The 17,903-nt window shown below is 72.0% G+C and carries 16 protein-coding genes; 7 read left to right on the top strand and 9 right to left on the bottom strand.

The genetic code is table 11. The features are described 5' to 3' along the window. Positions 1-21 precede the first annotated feature (21 nt). The 6 genes from ACI1MP_RS08055 to ACI1MP_RS08030 all read right to left on the bottom strand — a co-directional run bounded on the left by ACI1MP_RS08055 (position 22) and on the right by ACI1MP_RS08030 (position 5,452). Positions 22-396, bottom strand: coding sequence for a helix-turn-helix domain-containing protein (locus ACI1MP_RS08055; protein ID WP_380336404.1), 375 nt, complete (start codon positions 394-396; stop codon positions 22-24). A 91-nt stretch (positions 397-487) separates the two neighbouring features. Next, positions 488-2,221, bottom strand: a complete 1,734-nt coding sequence (locus ACI1MP_RS08050; protein ID WP_404868169.1) for a hypothetical protein — start codon at positions 2,219-2,221, stop codon at positions 488-490. A 3-nt stretch (positions 2,222-2,224) separates the two neighbouring features. Next, complete coding sequence (locus tag ACI1MP_RS08045) at positions 2,225-3,091, bottom strand: nucleic acid/nucleotide deaminase domain-containing protein (protein ID WP_404868168.1); 867 nt, start codon at positions 3,089-3,091, stop codon at positions 2,225-2,227. Between the two features lie 39 nt (positions 3,092-3,130). Next, on the bottom strand, positions 3,131-3,700 hold the full coding sequence (locus ACI1MP_RS08040) for an SUKH-4 family immunity protein (RefSeq protein WP_404868167.1): 570 nt from the start codon (positions 3,698-3,700) through the stop codon (positions 3,131-3,133). 82 nt (positions 3,701-3,782) lie between these two features. Beyond that, a complete protein-coding gene (locus tag ACI1MP_RS08035) occupies positions 3,783-4,727 on the bottom strand; it encodes a nucleic acid/nucleotide deaminase domain-containing protein (RefSeq protein ID WP_404868166.1) in 945 nt (314 codons plus the stop codon). Next, positions 4,724-5,452, bottom strand: coding sequence for a WXG100 family type VII secretion target (locus ACI1MP_RS08030; RefSeq protein ID WP_404868165.1), 729 nt, complete (start codon positions 5,450-5,452; stop codon positions 4,724-4,726). Before ACI1MP_RS08030 ends, ACI1MP_RS08035 begins: the two co-directional genes overlap by 4 nt. Positions 5,453-5,678: 226 nt before the next feature. Between ACI1MP_RS08030 and pip the strand changes: the two genes are divergently transcribed. Next, positions 5,679-6,650 carry a prolyl aminopeptidase gene (gene pip / locus ACI1MP_RS08025; protein ID WP_380336407.1) on the top strand — a complete coding sequence of 324 codons (972 nt, stop codon included), beginning with the start codon at positions 5,679-5,681 and terminating at the stop codon, positions 6,648-6,650. 52 nt (positions 6,651-6,702) lie between these two features. Here pip and ACI1MP_RS08020 read toward each other — a convergent pair whose 3' ends face one another. Continuing rightward, entirely contained in the window at positions 6,703-8,394 is a 1,692-nt protein-coding gene (locus ACI1MP_RS08020; protein ID WP_404868164.1) for an ABC transporter family substrate-binding protein, read from the bottom strand. 362 nt (positions 8,395-8,756) lie between these two features. Between ACI1MP_RS08020 and ACI1MP_RS08015 the strand changes: the two genes are divergently transcribed. From ACI1MP_RS08015 to ACI1MP_RS08000, 4 genes are all read left to right on the top strand, one after another. Continuing rightward, complete coding sequence (locus ACI1MP_RS08015; RefSeq protein ID WP_100586301.1) at positions 8,757-9,743, top strand: ABC transporter permease; 987 nt, start codon at positions 8,757-8,759, stop codon at positions 9,741-9,743. 149 nt (positions 9,744-9,892) lie between these two features. After that, entirely contained in the window at positions 9,893-10,777 is an 885-nt protein-coding gene (locus ACI1MP_RS08010) for an ABC transporter permease (protein WP_404870774.1), read from the top strand. Further along, positions 10,774-12,819, top strand: a complete 2,046-nt coding sequence (locus ACI1MP_RS08005; protein WP_404868163.1) for a dipeptide ABC transporter ATP-binding protein — start codon at positions 10,774-10,776, stop codon at positions 12,817-12,819. Before ACI1MP_RS08010 ends, ACI1MP_RS08005 begins: the two co-directional genes overlap by 4 nt. A 189-nt stretch (positions 12,820-13,008) precedes the next feature. Further along, positions 13,009-14,178 (top strand): aminotransferase class V-fold PLP-dependent enzyme, encoded by a 1,170-nt coding sequence (locus ACI1MP_RS08000; protein ID WP_404868162.1) that lies wholly within the window; start codon positions 13,009-13,011, stop codon positions 14,176-14,178. An 82-nt stretch (positions 14,179-14,260) separates the two neighbouring features. Here ACI1MP_RS08000 and ACI1MP_RS07995 read toward each other — a convergent pair whose 3' ends face one another. Next, a complete protein-coding gene (locus ACI1MP_RS07995; protein WP_404868161.1) occupies positions 14,261-14,587 on the bottom strand; it encodes a putative quinol monooxygenase in 327 nt (108 codons plus the stop codon). Between the two features lie 161 nt (positions 14,588-14,748). On the opposite strand from ACI1MP_RS07995, the gene ACI1MP_RS07990 reads away from it, so the two are divergent. Together ACI1MP_RS07990 and ACI1MP_RS07985 are read left to right on the top strand one after the other, a co-directional pair. After that, a complete protein-coding gene (locus ACI1MP_RS07990; protein WP_404868160.1) occupies positions 14,749-15,942 on the top strand; it encodes a histidine kinase in 1,194 nt (397 codons plus the stop codon). Positions 15,943-15,986: 44 nt separating this feature from the next. Further along, on the top strand, positions 15,987-16,658 hold the full coding sequence (locus ACI1MP_RS07985; protein WP_380336420.1) for a response regulator: 672 nt from the start codon (positions 15,987-15,989) through the stop codon (positions 16,656-16,658). A gap of 124 nt (positions 16,659-16,782) precedes the next feature. On the opposite strand, the gene ACI1MP_RS07980 is transcribed toward ACI1MP_RS07985, so the two are convergent. Then, entirely contained in the window at positions 16,783-17,802 is a 1,020-nt protein-coding gene (locus tag ACI1MP_RS07980; protein ID WP_404868159.1) for a DUF2382 domain-containing protein, read from the bottom strand. Between the last annotated feature and the right edge of the window lie 101 nt (positions 17,803-17,903).

Below are 17,903 nucleotides of genomic sequence, written 5' to 3'. Positions count from 1 at the left end.
GCACCGGGGCGTGACCGTCCGTCAGGCGGCCAGGCAGAGGCCGTTGGTGGGGGCGGCGCTGCGGCTGTGGGAACGGCGGATCGGCGCGTGGCGGACCAGGTCGTCCTGGGCGAGCGACAGCAGATCGCCGAGGCCGAGCCCGAGCGCGTGGGCAGCCGCCGCGAGCACCTCCGAGGAGGCCTCCTTGCGGCCGCGCTCCAGCTCCGACAGGTACGGCATGGAGATCCGGGCCGCCTCCGAGACGTCCTTCAACGTCCGCTCCTGGGCGAGCCGTTCGCGACGCAGCACACCGCCGACCACATCCCGCCAGAGCGGTTCCTTCGGCGCAGGAGGCTGCGGCGCGCTCTGCGGGCGCAGCGGAATGACGCGGGCTTCGTTCCGGCCTTGAGTGCTCACCCCTCCAGCGTAGGCATCCTCCGCGGGAGGGGAAGGGAGCGGCGTTCTGCTGTGGGTGAAGTGCCGGTTCCCGCACCGACATGACGGTCCGTCAGGCAGTCGCCCACAGCGCGGCGAGGTCGAGTCGCCAGGCATGGATGCCGTCGCGGCCCGCCTGTAGGAGGTGGCCGTCGCCGGTGAGGGTCAGGGCCCGGCCGAGGTGGGGCGTCGGCAGTGCGGCCAGGCGTCCGCTGAGCAGGTGCCAGAGGTGGATCCGCCGGTCGGACCAGGCGACGGCGAGGACCGGTCCGGCCTCGGTGTCGGCCAGGCCGAGGGCGGTCGGCAGGGCCTTGCGGCTCTCCACGGGGCTGGGCAGGGCCTCCGCCGTGGCGGAGTCCCAGAGTCTGACCGTGCCGTCGAGGCCGCCCGTGACGAGGAGGACGGCGCCGGCCTGCGGGAGGTCCAGGCAGCTCACGGCAGTCACGGCGGAGCGGTGGAGTTCGATCGTGCGAGGGCCCGTTTCGGGGCTGTGGAGCGGCCACAGGTGGACGCGGCCGCGGCCGTCGGCGACTGCGGCGTGGCGGGGACCGGCCGCGACGGCGGTGGGCAGGTCGGCGGGGGATGCGAGCGTCGCGGCGTTGTGGTGCAGCGTGAGGTGGGCCGCGGAGCTCGGGACCGTCGCCGTGGTGAGGGGGACGGGGTGCAGGATGCCCGAGCGGTCGAGCCCGAGCAGGCAGGTGGGGGTCAGGGCGGCGAGCGCCTCGGGTGTCCAGGGCGTGCCGGAATCGGGACTGGCCAGCGTCCGTCCGTCAGTGAGGGAGTGACAGGTCAGCCGGCCGAGGGTGTCGGCTGCCACGGCCGTGCCGGGCCCGGCGGGGTCGGTCGGCAGGACGGCGAGGGCGGCGCTCTTCCGTCGGGGCAGTGACCAGAGGGCGGTCCAGGAGGAGGTCTCGGCGAGGGGGCGGAGGTACTCGGCGAGCTTCGGGTCCCGACCCGTCGCCGCGGCGTGGAGGAGCGCGGCCCGCTCGGAGTCCGCCAGACCGGGGAAGGACAGCGCGGGTGCGGCGGTGGCCCAGACCTCGCGCAGGTGTCTGGGCAGGGAGAGGGAAGTGTCGGCGAGCGTGGCGGTGATGGCCGCGACCGAGCCGTGCACCAGATATCCGGGGTCCGTGAGGAGTTCGCGCGCCGTGCCCGTGGCGAGGGCCCGGTCGAGTGCGTGCTCGCGTTCCTCGGCTGTCGCCGTGCGCCAGTCCGGGCCCGCGATCGCGGTGGCGGGCGCCGGAGCCCGGACCGGGTCCGCGGAGGAGGGCCCGGTGGGGCCCGCCGCCGGGTCGAGGCCGAGGACCAGTGGTTCCTCGGCGCGCAGCAGGTCGACGGTGTCGGACTCGACGATCATGCGGACGTTCGGCAGCGCCAGCAGGGGCCCGAGCAGCTCGCTCACGACCGCGGCGGGGGAGGCGGACGGAAGGTGGTCGGGCCCCCGTCCGGCGCGGTGCAGGTCGGTCACGACGAGCAGGACGGGCCGGGGATCGGACCGCAGCCGTTGGGTCAGCCGATCCGGGTCGAGGGGGCCGTAGCCGAGGTGGCGTCCGAGCTGCCAGGCCAAGGTCCGGGCGATCTGCCCCTCGGCGAAGCCCGTGGCGTGGACGGTGATCCGGGGGTTCCTGCCGGACGCGGCCAGGAACTGGGCCAGGAACCGGGTCTTTCCGGCCCCGGACGGGCCGGTGATCACGACCGCCCGCGGCCGGTCGGGCCGAGGTTCCGCCGCCCAGTCGAGCAGGGCCGATGCGGCGTGGGCTGCCGCTGCGCCCGGGGCGGGCGGAGCACCGACGGTGGGCTCGGCCATGGGTCAGCGCTCCCCGGACGTCCGGTCGGCGTGTTCCCGCAGCCGCCGGATTCCCTCGGCCCGGTCGGCGGCGGTGTCGCCGTAGGGCGCGTTGTGGGTCAGCACGGCGTCCGGGAACATCAACTCCAGCCAGAGCGCGCAGTAGTGGCCCGGCAGGAAACACGCCTGCAGCTCGGTGTGGATCCGGGTGACCTGCTCGGGCTCGATGCCGGCCGCGTACATGGCCGACCAGGTCCGTTCCTCGGGATGCACGCAGATGGCGCCGGACTTGGTGACCAACTGCTTCTCGCCCGCCGGGGTGAGGAACTCGAACGTCGCGAACGCCTCGACGCCCGCGGTGGTGCGGATGTCCTCCAGGACCAGGGGCCACCAGTTCTCCGAGTCGGCGAAGGACTCGGGGTCCGCGGCCCGGAGCGCCTGTTCCGTCTCCTCGAACGCGGCGAAGGCCTCGTCGGGATCGTCGGTGCCGGCGATGGTCTCCAGGAGGAGATCGAGCCGCAGGAGCCCTTCGGCGAAGACTTCGGCAGCGGAGCTGACGAACCGTTCGGGCTCGTCGTAGCCGATCAGAACGCCCCGGACGTCGCCGTCAGGGGTGACGCACAGGTCGAACGCGCGGTCCGAGCCGAGCCTGGCCCACGACAGCTGGACCGCATCGTCCAACTCCGTGCCGGTGGAATCCGCGTACTCCCGAAGGGCGGCCGGTTCGTCCAGCAGGGTGTGGAAGTACGGCTTCACCCTGAGCGGAAGGACGAGGCCGTCGATCCGTGCCAGGGCGGCGGCTTCCGGCAGGACCGGGGAGGTCGCGGCTTCGAAGCGCCGCACTCCTGCCTGCCCGAACCGGGCGGCGATGCGGTCGCTGGGGCTCGTCACGTCATTCTCCTCAACGGATGGTGGGCCGGTCGGCGCGGGCTAGTCCTGCAGGAGGTTTCGCACGTGCCGCAGGACGGAGAACCAGCACGACTCGGGATTCTCCAGCGCGGCGGGATCGGTCCGGCGCATCAGCTGCAGCAGCCGGGCCTCGGCGCCCTTGGGGTCGACGCCGTCCGTGTCGGATTCGGGGTCGTAGTCCGGTCGTTCCACCTCCAGGGCGTGCAGGAAGAACGCGAAGGCATCGATGCTGCTGTTGAGCAGGTGAGGAGAGCCGTCCTCGGGGATGCAGTACACGACGCCGGTGGCCGTGTCGACGATCACGTCGTCCATCCCGATGCCGCCGAGCGTCAGCCAGGTCGACATGTCGAACGGGCAGTCCGGATACTTCAGGGCGACGCGCTGCCACGCTTCGCCGCCGATCCGCAGGTCGCCGTCGAGGAGGCGCTGGTCCGCCTCGAACCAGCCCTCCCGGTCCGGCAGACCGACCTCGCGCAGGAACGCCCGAGTCGGTTCGTGGGTGATGCCGGCGAGTGCGTGGTCGTCCGGGGTGACCAGCTCCTCGGCGCCGAAGACCGACTCCATCGCGTTCCGGTCGATCAAGGGGCTCATGGAATTCCGTACTTCCGCTGGGGGATCTCATTGAATGTCCCGCATCATAGCATTGCGGTAATCGGGCGCATGTGGCGAGTGATTATTTGAAGCCCTTGAAATTCTTCCACGGGCTGCGGCTCTCCGGTCGCACGCCGGGATACATTCTGTTGAGCCGGTCCTCCATCTCCCGATTCCCGCGCGCCACCGAGGCCGGGTCCGGGCCGTATTCGACGCTGTGCGTGACGTTGACGTGCGGAAGCCATTTCTCCACCCAGGCGGCGCAGTCGCTGTTCTCGCTGCACGGCGCCCGCTCGGTGTAGAGGTCCTTGACGTGCTGGCCGCCCCCGTTCTCCAGGAACGGTATCCCCAGGACTTTCTCGGAGTGGACCGGATTGTTGCTCCGGCCGACCAGGATGAATTCCCGTTTGTTGCCGTCGCTGTGCTCGTACTCGACGCGCATGGCAGCGTAGTTGTTGCTGCTGAACGTCGGAACGCCGGTCGCCTTGTCCGGGGTGTAGTTCCCGTAACTCGCCTGTTCGTGCCGGGCCAGGGCGGTCGCCCGGGACAGCTCGTCCTCGTCGAACGGCACCTCGGAGGAGGGCTTCCGGGGCCGGGCGGCGCGCTCCTCCGGGGTGCTCGGGCCCCAGGAGTACGGATTGTCCGGGTTCTTGGGCCGCCGGGGAACGGTGTCCTTTTTCGCTCCGGTCAGCTTGAGCGGCACGCCCAGGAGATCCCGGTCCGCGTCAGTGATGTCCGCCGGGCCGTTCTTCGTGAGCCGCTGGATCTTTCCCCGGTCTCCCAGAAGGTACACCGGCTTCTCTCCGAGGCCGGCTCGGAGTTCGTCGCGGCCGGGCTGGCGCCGGTGAATCCGGTAGAGCTCGGCGGCGTGCTTGGCGTCGGCCTCGACGGTGTTCTTGGCGACCTTCTCCAGGCCGTTCCCGGCCGAGTGGTAGAAGTCCTTCACCGCCTTTCCGGCTTCTTTTCCCAGCACCTTGCCGAGTTTCTCGGCGCCGTGCTCCAGGGCCTTGACGATGGAGTTGGTCACTGGAAGCTCACCCCCGCGATGTTGTCGCTGAACGCCGCCGCGTGGCCGGCCACGGTCTCGGCGTGGTCGTGCATGGTCTGCGCGTACCGGGCGAGCGCCTCCGGGTCGACCTGGAAGCCGGTGGCGGCGGGCCCTCCGCCGCCCGACACCCCCAGCGCGGACTCGGCGGCCTGGAACAGCAGCCCGCTGACGGCATTGCTCACGACTTCCACGAGCGGGTTGATCGCGGCCTCGATGACCTGGCCCATGATGTACTGCTCCAGCTGCTGCTCCAGGTAGTTGACGAGTTTCTTCGCCGCTTCCTCGATCAGCAGCACGGCGGCCTCGGCAGCACCGAAGGTGGCTACCGCCGCGGCCTGGTCCGCGACGAACGCGACTGCCATGGCGACGAGTTCGCCGATCGTCTCGATCTTCATGGCGACGATCACGTCCGCTGCCACGTCCAAGGCGGTGGCGACCACGTGACAGGCCTGGACGAGCTCGTTCATGTGACTGTCCGACAGCTGGCCCCACTTGGCGAGCAGGGCCTCGTACGACGCGCCCTGGTAGGCCTCGCCCAGCTGCTGGATCGTCTCGGTCGAGCTCTGGTGGGTGTTCTGCACGTTCTCGGCGAATTCGCGCACATGTGAGGCGAATTCGCGAACCTTGTCCTCGTTCACCTGAGGCCAGTTCACTCCGATGAACTGCAGGAACGACACCACCTCGTCGGGTAGCTCGATCGCCACGGCGCCCCCCTCGCTGTCGTGGACAACTGTTCGCCTGACGGCAACTTAGCTGATGATCTGCCCGGCCGTCCCGGAATCCCGCCCGGCCCGGTGCGAGCGGACGGCGAGCGGACGGCGAGGGGGCGACGCGGGGACGAGGCGGCGGGGCGGCCCCGCTGTCGAGGGCCTGACGGCAGGTCGGAAATGGGTGGGCGGTGCGGTGGACGGCGGCCTAGGATCGACGGTCATGGTTGATCTCTATGAGCCGATGCACCCCTACGACAGTGGTTTCCTGGACACCGGAGACGGCAACCGCATCTACTACGAACAGCTCGGCAACCCCGAGGGCAAGCCTGCGCTGTACGTGCACGGCGGCCCCGGGGCGGGCTTCCCGAAGCGGCCGACCCGGGCGTGGGACCCGGAGGCGTACCGGGTGATCCGGTACGACCAGCGCAACTGCGGGCTCAGTACGCCGCACGCCAGTGACCCGGCGGCGGACATGGCGCTGAACACCACCCAGCACCTGATCGACGACATGGAGCGGCTGCGCGAACACCTCGGCATCGAACGGTGGTTGCTGGACGGCGCGTCCTGGGGGTCGACGCTGATCCTGGCCTACGCGCAGCAGCACCCGGAGCGGGTGAGCGAGATCGTCATCCAGGCGGTGACCACCACGCGCCGGGCCGAGACCGACTGGCTGTACCGGGGCGTCGGCGGGTTCCGGCCCGAGGCGTGGGACCGGTTCCGCGACTTCGTCCCGGAGAGCGAACGGGACGGTGACGTCCACCGGTTGCTGGCGGCGTACGCCCGGCTGATGGAGCACCCGGACCGGGCGGTCCGCGAGCAGGCCGCGAACGAGTGGCTGGCCTGGGAGGACGCCGTCATCGAGGGCGAGCCGAACGGCATCCCCGGCATGTACAGCGACCGCGAGATGGACGACCGGATCGCCTTCGTCCGGATCTGCTCGCACTTCTTCAGCAACGGCGCCTGGCTGGAGGAGGACCAACTGCTGCGGGACGCGCGCAAGTTGGCCGGCATCCCGGGCGTGCTCGTGCACGGCCGGTACGACATGGGCTGCCCGGTGCAGACCGCGTGGGAGCTGGCCAAGGCCTGGCCGGACGCGAAGCTGCACATCTTCGACGACTCCGGGCACGTGGGCAGCCAGGACATGGCGGCGACGGTCCGGCAGGCCCTGGAGGACTTCAAGAGTCGCCGGTAGAGCCGAGAACGACGGCCCGTCACGAGCAGGATCGTGACGGGCCGTTCGCGGTCTACTTCTGCCAGCCCACCGAGGTGATCACGGTGTCGCCGAGGCTGCCGGCGCCGAAGTTGGCCAGGCCCTTGCGGACGGCGACGATGCTGGGGCGCTGGTAGAGCTCGACGGTGTGGCCGAGTTCCCAGATCTTCACGTCGGCCTGGTTGTAGAGCTCGGCGGCCTTCGCCGGGTCGAGGGTGGCGGCGGCCTTGCGCAGCAGGCCGTCGATCTCGGGGGTGCTCAGCTTCGAGTAGTTGCCGAACACGTTGTCGCCCTGCGGGGCGCGGAAGATCGGCACCGTCTTGGAGAGCGGGAAGGAGCCGGTGTTGCGCCAGCTGGCGAGGTCGAACTTGCCCTGGTCGATGTACTTGGAGAAGTACTCCTTGCTGGGCACCTTGTCGATGGTGAGCTTCACGCCGACCTGCTGGAGCATGTTCTGGGTGGCGGTGGCCAGGTCGGACTGGGCCTGGGTGGAGCCGTCGCTCATCACGTAGTGCAGCTCCAGCGGCTGCCCGTCCTTGCTGCGGGTGCCGCCGGCGTCCTTCCAACCCGCCTCGTCCAGCCACTTCTTGGCGGTGGTCGGGTCGTACGCCACCCAGTCGCCCGCGTTGGCCTTGTAGCCGCTCTGGTTGGTCATGAACAGGTGGTTGTCGAGCGGCTTGAACTCCACCGGGACGCCCTTGTTGGCGATCTTGATCAGCGAGGCGCGGTCCAGCGCCTTGCCGAGCGCCTGACGGACCTTCTGGTCGGCGAGCGCGCCGTTGCCGCCGAAGGAGATGTGCACCTCGTCCCAGGGGGTGCCGGTGCGGATCACCGAGTCCTTGGCGTCCTTGAGCTGGCCGTAGGCGGTGGCGGTGCCCGCGGAGGCGAAGTCGATCTCGTTGTTCAGGAACGACTGGGTGATCGCGGCGGCGTCCAGCACCCGGTAGGTGATCCGGTCCAGCTTCGGCTTCGGGCCCCACCAGCGGGGGTTGGGCGTCAGCGTGATGGTCTGCGCGGTCTTGTCGGCGTTCTGCAGCACGAACGGGCCGCCGTAGACCGGGACCTTCTCGATCCAGCCCTCGTTGAAGGCCTGCGGGGTGGAGATCCCGGAGGCCGGCAGCAGCGGGCTGAACAGGCTCTGCCAGTCGGCGTACGGCTCCGAGAAGGTCACCTTGACCTCGCTCGGGTCGGCGCCCTGCTCGACGCCCGAGATCTGCTCGTAGCCGGAGGAGTCGGCCAGGTTGAACGCCTGGTCCTTGCCGTTGGAGGCCTTCCAGACCGCCTCGAAGTCCCGGTAGCCGATCGCCGTCCCGTCGGACCAGACCGCCTTCGGGTTGAGCTTGTACGTCACGACCTGCGGCGAGGTGGAGGTGACCTGCGCGGAGACCAGGTACTCCGGGACCGGGTGGTAGACGCCCTGCGCGTCGCTGCGGAAGAGCTTGGCCTCCAGGTAGCCCATGATCTCCACCGCGTCGCCGTACGTGCCGTCGACCTGGTACGGGTTCCACTGGGTGATCCACTGCTGGAGCGGTTCGCGCAGCTCGCCGCCGTCCTTGATGTTGTCCAGCGGCTGCGGGTTGTTGTCCTCGGCGTCCACGGTCGGCACCACGGTCTTGGCGACGTCCGCCGAGCCGCCCTGACTGGTGCAGGCGGTCGCGGCCAGGAGTGCGGCGAGAGCCGCGGCGGCGGCGCGGCCGATTCGGCGGGTGGCGGGCGATGTGTGCATCGGCGGAGTCCTCGGGTCTCGAAGAGTCGGCGGTCGTCAGGTGTGGCGACGCTTGATCGTGGGCAGCCAAGTCGGTGCCGGCGGGCCGAACGTAACAGCCCATCAGCCGCCCCCACCAGGGTGATGCGCGGAACTGATCGAAACGAAATGGAGTGAAACACCGCCGCAATACCCCGTTCGTGCCCGTCTGATCAGCTGTGACCAGCGGGTTCACCCGAACGGTCGAACCGTCGGCATCTCCGACCCTGGACGAGTCGGTGGAGCGTGGCGTACAACTGCTGCGCGAAAGTGCGTCAAAGTCCGTACTAGCGAAGGCAAATGACCATGTTCCGCAGGTGTGCGAACCGCGCCGGAGGCGCGCCGTGACGGGCTACCTGGCCAGGCGGCTCGGCTACTACGTGGTGCTGCTGACCGCCGCGGTGTTCCTGGCCTACGCCCTCACCGGCACCGCGCTCGGCCCGCGCGCCTACTTCGAGGCCAAGCAGCCGCGGCCCTCCGCCGCCGCCGTCGACCGGCAGTTGACCGCGCTCAACCTCAACGACCGCACCCCCGTGGTCGAGCGCTTCGCCACCTGGGCGGACGGCGTCCTGCTGCACGCCGACCTCGGCCGCACCATCCACGACACCTCGGTCAACGACGAGTTCGGTCGCCGGATCTGGGTGTCGCTGCGCCTGCTGCTGGTCGGCAGCGTGCTCGGCATGCTGCTCGGCGTCGCCGCCGGCGCCTGGAGCGCGGTACGCCAGTACCGGCTCTCCGATCGGGCGCTCACCGTGCTCTCGTTCGTGCTGCTCTCCACCCCCGTCTTCCTGCTCGCCCTGCTGCTGAAGAACGGCGCCATCGCCGCGAAGAACGCCGCCGGCCACGACGTCATCCCGTTCACCGGCTACGAGACCCCCAACCTCTCCGGCGGCCTGGGCGCCCACCTCGCCGACTGGGGACTGCACCTGCTGCTCCCCACCCTCTCGCTGGCCCTCGGCGGCCTCGCCACCTACAGCCGCTACCAGCGCTCCACCATGCTCGACGTCCTCGGCGCCGACTACCTGCGCACCGCCCAGGCCAAGGGCCTCACCCGCGGCCGCGCCCTGATCAAGCACGGCCTGCGCACCGCGATCATCCCGATGACCACGATGTTCGCCTACGCCTTCCTCGGCCTGTTCACCGGCGCCGCCTTCACCGAGACCATCTTCGGCTGGCACGGCATGGGCGAGTGGTTCATCCAGGCCGTCAACGAACAGGACGTCAACTCCGTCGTCGCCGTCAACCTGTTCGCCGCCGTGGTCGTCCTCGCGGCCGGCTTCCTCGCCGACGCGCTCCACGCCGCACTCGACCCCCGAGTGAGGACGGCATGAAGGTGAGAGACCAGGGAGAGCACAACCAGGGGCGTGGGGAACTGCGCGAACCGGAAGGAACCCGTCGGCGAGATCGCGAAACCGGACCGTGGCCTGCAAGTGATGGTGACCCGGCGCAGCCGGTCGACCAGCGTGCCCCCGCAGGGCGGCTGCGACTGGCCGCAGCCCGCCTGGCGGCCTCCCGCGGCGCACTGCTCGGGCTGATCGTCCTGGTGCTGCTGTTCCTCCTCGCCTTCCTCGGCCCGTACCTGACCCCCTGGCACTACGCCACCCCCGACTACACCGCGCTGCGCCAACCCCCGTCCGCGCGGCACTGGTTCGGCACCAACGGCCTCGGCCAGGACGTCTTCGCGCAGACCGTCCGCGGCCTGCAGAAGTCCCTGGTGATCGGCCTGCTGGTGGCCGTGCTCTCCACCGGCCTGGCCTCCCTGGTCGGCGCCTGCGCCGGGTACTTCGGCGGCTGGACGGACCGGCTGCTGACCTTCCTGGTCGACCTGATGCTGATCTTCCCGGCGTTCCTGGTGATCGCCGTGATCTCGCCGCGGCTTCGCGGCAGCGGCTGGATCGCCTTCGTGCTGCTGCTCGCCGTGTTCAACTGGATGATCACCGCCCGGGTGATCCGCTCGATGACCATTTCGCTCCGCGAGCGCGAATTCGTGGTCGCCGCCCGGTTCATGGGCGTCGGGCCGTTCCGGATCATCTGGCGGCACATCCTGCCGAACGTCTCCTCGTTCCTGATCATCGACGCCACCATCACCGTCGGCGGCGCCGTGATGAGCGAGGCCGCGCTCTCCTACTTCGGTTTCGGGGTGCGCCCGCCCGACGTCTCGCTCGGCACCCTGCTGGCGGCCGGCGCCGGCGACGCCCCCGTCTTCCCCTGGTTGTTCTACTTCGCCGCCGGCCTGCTGGTGCTGTTCGTGCTGGCCGTCAACCTGGTCGGCGACGGCCTGCGCGACGCCCTCGACCCCACCGCCACGGCCGGACGCAGGCGTTCCCGAAAGACCGTCACCACTTCGCGCCGGAGCACCCGTTGACCACCCCGCTGCTCGCCGTCCGCAACCTCACCGTCGACTTCGGGGACCACCCGGCGGTCCGCGGCGTCGACCTCGACCTGCGTCGCGGTGAGACCCTCGGCCTGGTCGGCGAGTCCGGCTCCGGCAAGTCCGTCACCGCGCTCGCCGTGCTCGGCCTGCTGCCCGCCGCCGCCCGGATCGGCGGCTCGGTCCGGCTCGACGGCGAGGAACTGGTCGGCCTGCCCGCCCGCCAGCTCGCCGAGATCCGCGGCCGGCGGATCGCCATGGTCTTCCAGGACCCGCTGTCCGCGTTCACGCCCGTCTACCGGATCGGCGACCAGATCGCCGAAGCCGTCCGCGTCCACCAGAACGTCGGCAAGGCCGCCGCCCGGAGCCGCGCCGCCGACCTGCTCGACCTGGTCGGCATCCCCGACCCGGCCCGCGCGCTGGACGCGTTCCCGCACGAGTTCTCCGGCGGCATGCGGCAACGCGCGATGATCGCGATGGCGGTGGCCAACGACCCCGACATCCTGCTCGCCGACGAACCCACCACCGCCCTCGACGTCACCATCCAGGCCCAGGTCCTGGACGTGCTGCGCACCGCTCAGCGGGAGACCGGCGCCGCCCTCGTGCTGGTCAGCCACGACCTCGGGGTGATCGCCGGCAGCGCCGACCGGGTCGCCGTCATGTACGCCGGACGGATCGTCGAGACCGCCCCCGTGGACGAGCTGTTCACCGCGCCCCGGCACGCCTACACGCTCGGTCTGATCGGCGCCGTCCCCCGCCTCGACGGCCGCGGCGGCCCGCTGGTGCCGATCCCCGGCCGCCCGCCCGCCGCCGGCGAACTGCACGGCCCCGGCTGCCCGTTCGCCGAACGCTGCCCGCTGGTCGAGGACCGCTGCCGCACCGCCGAGCCGCACCTCGCGGGCGACGGCGACCACCTGGCCGCGTGCGTGCGCGCCGACCACCTCGCCGCCACCCGGCCCGCCCCCGCCGAGGTCTACCCCGTCCCCGCCGTGCCCGCCGCCGAGCCCCGGCCGCGCGGGGAACGCGAGGGCGTGCTCACCGTCACCGGCCTCACCCGCAGCTTCCCCCGCTACCGCGGCACCCTGCTGCGCCGCCGGATCGGCGAGACCTTCGCCGTGGACGGCGTCGACCTGGACATCCGGCGCGGTGAGACCCTCGGCCTGGTCGGCGAGTCCGGCTCCGGCAAGTCCACCACGCTGTACGAGATCCTCAAGCTGGCCGCCCCGCAGGGCGGGCGGATCGAACTGCTCGGCCAGGACACCGCCGCCCTCGACCGGGCCGCCGCGCACCGGCTGCGGGCCCGCGTCCAGATCGTCTTCCAGGACCCGGCGGCCTCCCTCGACCCGCGGATGCCGGTCGGCGACGTGATCGCCGAACCGCTGCTCGCCCAGCGCACCCCCGCCGCCGAGGCCCGCCGCCGGATCCCCGAGCTGCTGCGCCAGGTCGGCCTGGACCCGGCGCACGCCGACCGCTACCCGCACGAGTTCTCCGGCGGCCAGCGCCAGCGGATCTCCATCGCCCGCGCCCTCGCCGTCCGCCCCGACCTGCTGGTCCTCGACGAGCCGGTCTCCGCGCTGGACGTCTCCGTGCAGGCCGGCGTGCTCAACCTGCTCCAGCAGCTGAAGGCCGAACTCGGCCTCGCCTACCTGTTCGTCTCCCACGACCTGTCCGTGGTGCGGCACCTGGCCGACCGGATCAGCGTGATGTACCTGGGCCGCACCGTGGAGACCGGCACGGTGGAACGGGTCTTCGCCGCACCCCGGCACCCCTACACCCGCGCCCTGCTCGCCGCCGTCCCGCTGCCCGACCCGGCCGCCGAACGCGCCCGCCCCCGCCTGCTGCTGGCCGGCGACCCGCCGTCGCCCGCCGAACGCCACCTCGGCTGCCCGTTCCGCAGCCGCTGCCCCGTGCACACCGCCCTCGCCCCCGAGCAGCGCACCCGCTGCGCCACCGAACTGCCGCCCGCCGCCCCCGCCGCCCCCGCCGCCCCCGGCGTCGACCACACCGCCGCCTGCCACTTCCCGGACGGCGCCTGACGGACCGTCGGCCCCTTGATCGTCCCCGGGTGGGGCAACCCGGCATGCCCGCCGCCGTGCGAGGGGTAGAGGAAGCACGGAGGCCGATCGTCCGAACGGTGCGGCGGCCGCCACCGGGTCGGCGGACCTCGTCGCCGACCACCAGGACGACGGGGCCCGACGGTCCGGGCCCGGCAGGGAGTTGGCACGATGGACATCACGCAGCTGCGGGCGGTGACGCCCGGCTGTACCGAGACGGCGTTCTTCGACAACGCGGGCTCGGCGCTGCACACCGAGAACGTCACCCGCACCGTCGTCGACCACCTCCTGCTGGAGGCCCGCCTCGGCGGCTACGCCGCGGCCGACCGCGAGGACGACCGGGTGGAGGCGGTGTACGCCTCGGTGGCCCGGCTGCTGAACGCGCTGCCCGAGGAGATCGCCCTGGTGGACAGCGCCACCCGGGCCTGGGACATGGCGTTTCACGCCATCGCGTTCCGCCCCGGCGACCGCATCCTCACCTCGCGCAGCGAGTACCCGTCCAACGGCCTGGCCTTCCTGCAGGCCAAGGAGCGCTTCGGGGTGTCCGTCGAACCGATCCCCGACGACGAGCACGGGCAGGTCGACCTCGACGCGCTCGCCGAGCTGCTCGGGCAGGGCGGCGTCCGGCTGGTCGCCGTCAACCACGTGCCGACCTACGACGGCCTGATCCAGCCCGCCGCCGGGATCGGCGCCCTGGCCCGGCGGGCCGGCGCGCTCTACCTGCTGGACGCCTGCCAGTCGGCCGGTCAACTCCCGCTGGACGTCCGGGAGATCGGCTGCCACCTGCTGTCGGCGGCCGGCCGCAAGTACCTGCGCGGCCCGCGCGGCACCGGCTTCCTGTACGTCGACCGGGAGCTGGTGACCGATCTGCGGCCGCCGATGCTCGACCTGCGCTCCGCGACCTGGACCGGCCCCGACACCTTCGAGATCCGCCCCGACGCCCGCCGCTTCGAGACCTGGGAGCGCAGCGTCGCCGGCCTGCTCGGCCTCGGCGCGGCCGTCGACGAGGCCCTCGCCCTCGGCCTCGACCCGATCCGCCGCCGCATCGACACCGTCGCCGACCGGCTGCGGGCGGGCCTGTCCGGTCTCGACGGCGTCCGCGTCCACGACCGGGGCCGGGTGCGCAGCGGCATCGTCACCTTCGCCAAGGAGGGCCGCGACGCCCAGCAACTGGTGGACGGGCTGCGGGCCGCCGGGGTGACCGCCATGGTCTCCCGGCCGTCCTCGGCCCGGTTCGACCTCCGTGCGCAGAAGCCGGTCGAGGTCGTCCGCGCCTCCGTGCACTACTACAACACCGACGACGAGCTCGACCGGTTGCTCGACGGCGTCGCCAAGCTCTGACCCCCCGGGGCCGCCGACCGGCGCCGCTCGGCCCGTCCCGGTCGCCGCTCCTGCGGCCGGGGCGGGGGCCGGCCGGGGGCGGTCAGCTGCGCGGCGTGACCTCGGCCATCTCGGACCAGCCGTTGCCGGGGACCGTCATGTTGACGATCTCCGGGACGGTGGCGACCGCGTAGGCCATCGTGTCCATGGCGTCCTTGAAGTGCGCCGAGTTGACGTGCTGCGAGCCGGCCTCGTCGTCGGTGAAGGCCTCCAGCAGGACGAACTGGTGGGGGTTGTCGACGCTGCGCGACCACTCGAAGAACAGGTTGCCGGGCTCGTTGCGGGTGGCGGCCGTGAAGTCGGCGACCAGGTCCAGCCACTGGTCGGCGCGCTCGGGGCGGACGGTGAACTTCACCGCGATGAAGATCATGAGGGTCTCCTTCGTTCGTCTTCGTTCGTCCGGGAACGGCCCCGGAAAATCGGTCGTGTGAACTCCAACGATCCCCCACCTGCGGTGTCACGCGTGCACCGGGGTCAACCCCAGGGTTGACGTGCCACGGTCGACGGGGTGTCTACGCTGCCGGTGTGCAGATGGGTGGCAGACGGCTGCGGGTCTCTCCGGCGGCGGTCGACACGGTGCTCGCGGTGGTGCTGGCGACGGTGACGGTCGTCTACTCGTTGGAGGCGTACCGGGCGCGGTACCGCCACGAGGACTGGCGGCCGTTCGACGGCTGGGCGGTCGCGCTGTGCCTGCTGGTCACGCTGCCGCTGGCGGTGCGGCGGCGGTGGCCGTGGACGGTGCTGCTGGTGTCGGCGGCCGGACTGCTGGTGTTCCTGGCGGCCGGGTACCAGCCGTCGGTGAACCCGTGGGCGCCGCTGCTGGCCGGCTACAGCGTGATCGTGCGCCGCCCGACCCGGAGCGCGGCCGGTGCGGCGGCCGTGGTGGCGGGCCTGTGGCTGGCGGCCGGGTTCCAGGCCCGGGTGAGCGTCGAGGTGTCGCTGGCGCAGTCCCTGATCGGGACCGGCGCGATCTGGCTGTTCGCCACCGGCACCCGGAACCTGGCCGAACGCAACGCCCAACTCGCCGAGATGACCGAGCGGTTGAGGAAGGAGCAGGAGCTGCGGGCGCGGCACGCGGTGGTCGAGGAACGGCTCCGGATCGCCCGGGAGCTGCACGACGTGGTCGCCCACCACCTGTCCGCGCTGGCCGTGCAGGCGGGCCTGGCCGGCTACGTGTTCGACTCCGATCCGCCCGCCGCGCGGGCCGCCCTGGACTCGATCGGGGCGACCGGCCGGGAGGCGCTGGAGGAGATGCGCAGCCTGCTCCAGGTGCTCCGGGTCGCCCCCGACGCGGGCGCCGAGGAGGACGGGCCCTACTTCCCCACCCCCGGCCTGGACCGCCTCGACGACCTGGTGGACCGCGCCCGCGCCGCCGGCCTGGACGTCCGGGTCGCCGTCACCGGGCGGCCCCGCCCGCTCGCCCCCGGCGTGGACCTGTGCGCGTTCCGGGTCGTCCAGGAGGCGCTGACCAACGTGATCAAGCACGCCGGCCCGGCGGCCAGGGTCACCGTCGCCCTCCGGTACGCCGCCGACCGGCTGGACGCCGAGGTGGCCGACGACGGCGCGGGAGGTCGCCCCGCCGCTCAACTCCCAGGTGGCGGGCTGGGTTTGATCGGGATGCGTGAACGCGTCAAACTTTACGGCGGGTCGGTGGAGGCCGGCCCTCGGCCGCACGGGGGGTTCGCGGTGGTGTTCTCGCTCCCGGTTCCGGCGGCCGACGCATAGGGGCGGCATCCGGCCGCCCTGCCGGCAAGGGGGAGACGGCGCGGATGACGACAACCGTATTGATCGTGGACGACCAGGTGCTGGTCCGGGCCGGGCTGGCCGCCCTGGTGCGGGCCGCACCCGGACTGGACGTGGCCGGCGAGGCCGCCACCGGCGAGGAGGCGGTCGAACTCGCCGCCCGCCACCGCCCCGACGTGGTGCTGATGGACATCCGACTGCCCGGCATCAGCGGCATCGCCGCACTGGAACGGATCCTCGCCGATGCCGTCGAACCGAAGCCCAAGGTCGTCATGCTGACCGTCTTCGACCTCGACCAGTACGTCTACGCCGCGCTGAAGGCCGGCGCCAGCGGCTTCCTGCTCAAGGACACCCCGCCCGAACGGCTGCTCACCGCCGTCGAGTTGATCGCCGACGGCGAGCTGCTCTTCGCACCCGGCGTCACCCGCCGCCTGGTCGAGACCTTCGCCCACCGCGCCGACCCGGCCCGCCGCCGCACCACCGGCCTCGACGCCCTCACCGACCGGGAGACCCACGTCCTGCACCTGGTCGGCCAGGGCCTCACCAACGAGGACGTCGCGACCCGCCTGGTGGTGACGGTCGCCACCGTCAAGACTCACCTCAACCGGGTGATGTCCAAACTCGGCCTGACCAGCCGGGCGCAGGCCGTCGTGGTGGCCTACGAGAGCGGGCTGGTGACGCCCGGCGAGAGCCCCTGAGCGGGCGGCGCGGCATCGGTGGGCTCGATTCCCGCTCGCTCCGCGCCTGACGCGCCTGACGCGCCTGACGCCCCGGGGCCGCGGCCGGTGCGGCCGGTCGCGGCCCGGCCGGGGCGGCGGGTCGTCAGGCTGTCGCGGGTCCGCCCTTGTCCCGACCGGTCGTCGGACGGGTCGGGCGGGCGGCGTCCGCGTCGGGCAGGTCGGCCTCGATGCGTTCCTTGCGGAGCTCGCCGGTGACGGTCTGCTGCTCGACGTGCTCCTCGGTCACCAGGCGCACCCGTTCGACCGGCACGGCCTCGGTGCGCACGATCGGGCGCTCCGCGTGCAGGACGACGTCGTACTCTGCCTCGGCGATCGGCTCGTCGGACATCGCGGCGGCCCGGTTCGCCTCGGTGATCGGCTCGCGTTCGACGCGGACCTCCTCGTGCCGGATCGGCACGGTCTGCTGCTCCTCCTCGGTGACGACGTACTTCCGCAACCGGGCGTGTCCGGTCTCGTACCGTTCGACACCGACGCGCATCCGCTCCTCGGAGCGGGTCATCACGTCGTCCGGCGTCGCCCGGCCGCCCGTGCGGTCGCGCTTCAGGTCGCCGGTCGCCGCGACGCCGGTGGCCGCTGCGCCGGTGACCGCCGCGCCGGTGGCGCCCGTCCCGCTGGTGGCGGTGATCCGGGTGTCGGACGGGCGCGCGGCGCCGGTGGTGGGCGCGGTGGCGGCGGTGTCCGTCGCCTTGGCGGCCCCGGCGGTGCGGGTGCTCTTCGCGTCACCGCCGTCACGGTGCGCCCAGCCGCCCTCGCCCGGCTCGTTGGCGGTCTTCCAGGCCTCGTCCCAGTCGATGCCGTAGTGGTGGTACAGGCGGCGTTCCTCCTGCTCGGAGAGGTGTCCGCCGCGGTCCACCGCCACGGTCGGGGCGTCCTTGACCTTGTCCTTGGCGAAGGGGACCTGGAGGTGGTTGCCGACCACGTGGGCGTCGCGGACCGGCACGAAGGACTGGCCGTTCCCGAGCCGTCCGGTCTTGACGGTGACCCACTCCGGTCGGCCGGTCGCGTCGTTCAGGAAGAGGTGGTCCGCGGTGCCGATCCGGTGGCCGTCGGCGTCGTGCACGGGGTGGTGCATCAGGGAACGCATCTGTTGTTCGGTGATCATGGATTCACGCCTCCTTCACATTCCAGCGTCAGGGCGAAGGCCCGACCCGCGCGAGTTCGAACGTTCCGGCGAGGCGCGGAGCGGTGCCGGAGCTCCCGGGG

This window comes from Kitasatospora griseola (assembly GCF_044999035.1).
Lineage (GTDB): Bacteria > Actinomycetota > Actinomycetes > Streptomycetales > Streptomycetaceae > Kitasatospora > Kitasatospora griseola.
This window is presented reverse-complemented; position numbering and strand designations above follow the sequence as displayed.

Coding starts and splice junctions, on each gene's coding strand:
- ACI1MP_RS08050 (WP_404868169.1), bottom strand. CDS start 2,221: ATGGCCGAGCCCACCGTCGGTGCTCCGCCCGCCCCGGGCGCAGCGGCA.
- ACI1MP_RS08040 (WP_404868167.1), bottom strand. CDS start 3,700: ATGAGCCCCTTGATCGACCGGAACGCGATGGAGTCGGTCTTCGGCGCC.
- pip (WP_380336407.1), top strand. CDS start 5,679: ATGGTTGATCTCTATGAGCCGATGCACCCCTACGACAGTGGTTTCCTG.
- ACI1MP_RS08020 (WP_404868164.1), bottom strand. CDS start 8,394: ATGCACACATCGCCCGCCACCCGCCGAATCGGCCGCGCCGCCGCCGCG.
- ACI1MP_RS08000 (WP_404868162.1), top strand. CDS start 13,009: ATGGACATCACGCAGCTGCGGGCGGTGACGCCCGGCTGTACCGAGACG.
- ACI1MP_RS07995 (WP_404868161.1), bottom strand. CDS start 14,587: ATGATCTTCATCGCGGTGAAGTTCACCGTCCGCCCCGAGCGCGCCGAC.
- ACI1MP_RS07990 (WP_404868160.1), top strand. CDS start 14,749: ATGGGTGGCAGACGGCTGCGGGTCTCTCCGGCGGCGGTCGACACGGTG.
- ACI1MP_RS07985 (WP_380336420.1), top strand. CDS start 15,987: ATGACGACAACCGTATTGATCGTGGACGACCAGGTGCTGGTCCGGGCC.
- ACI1MP_RS07980 (WP_404868159.1), bottom strand. CDS start 17,802: ATGATCACCGAACAACAGATGCGTTCCCTGATGCACCACCCCGTGCAC.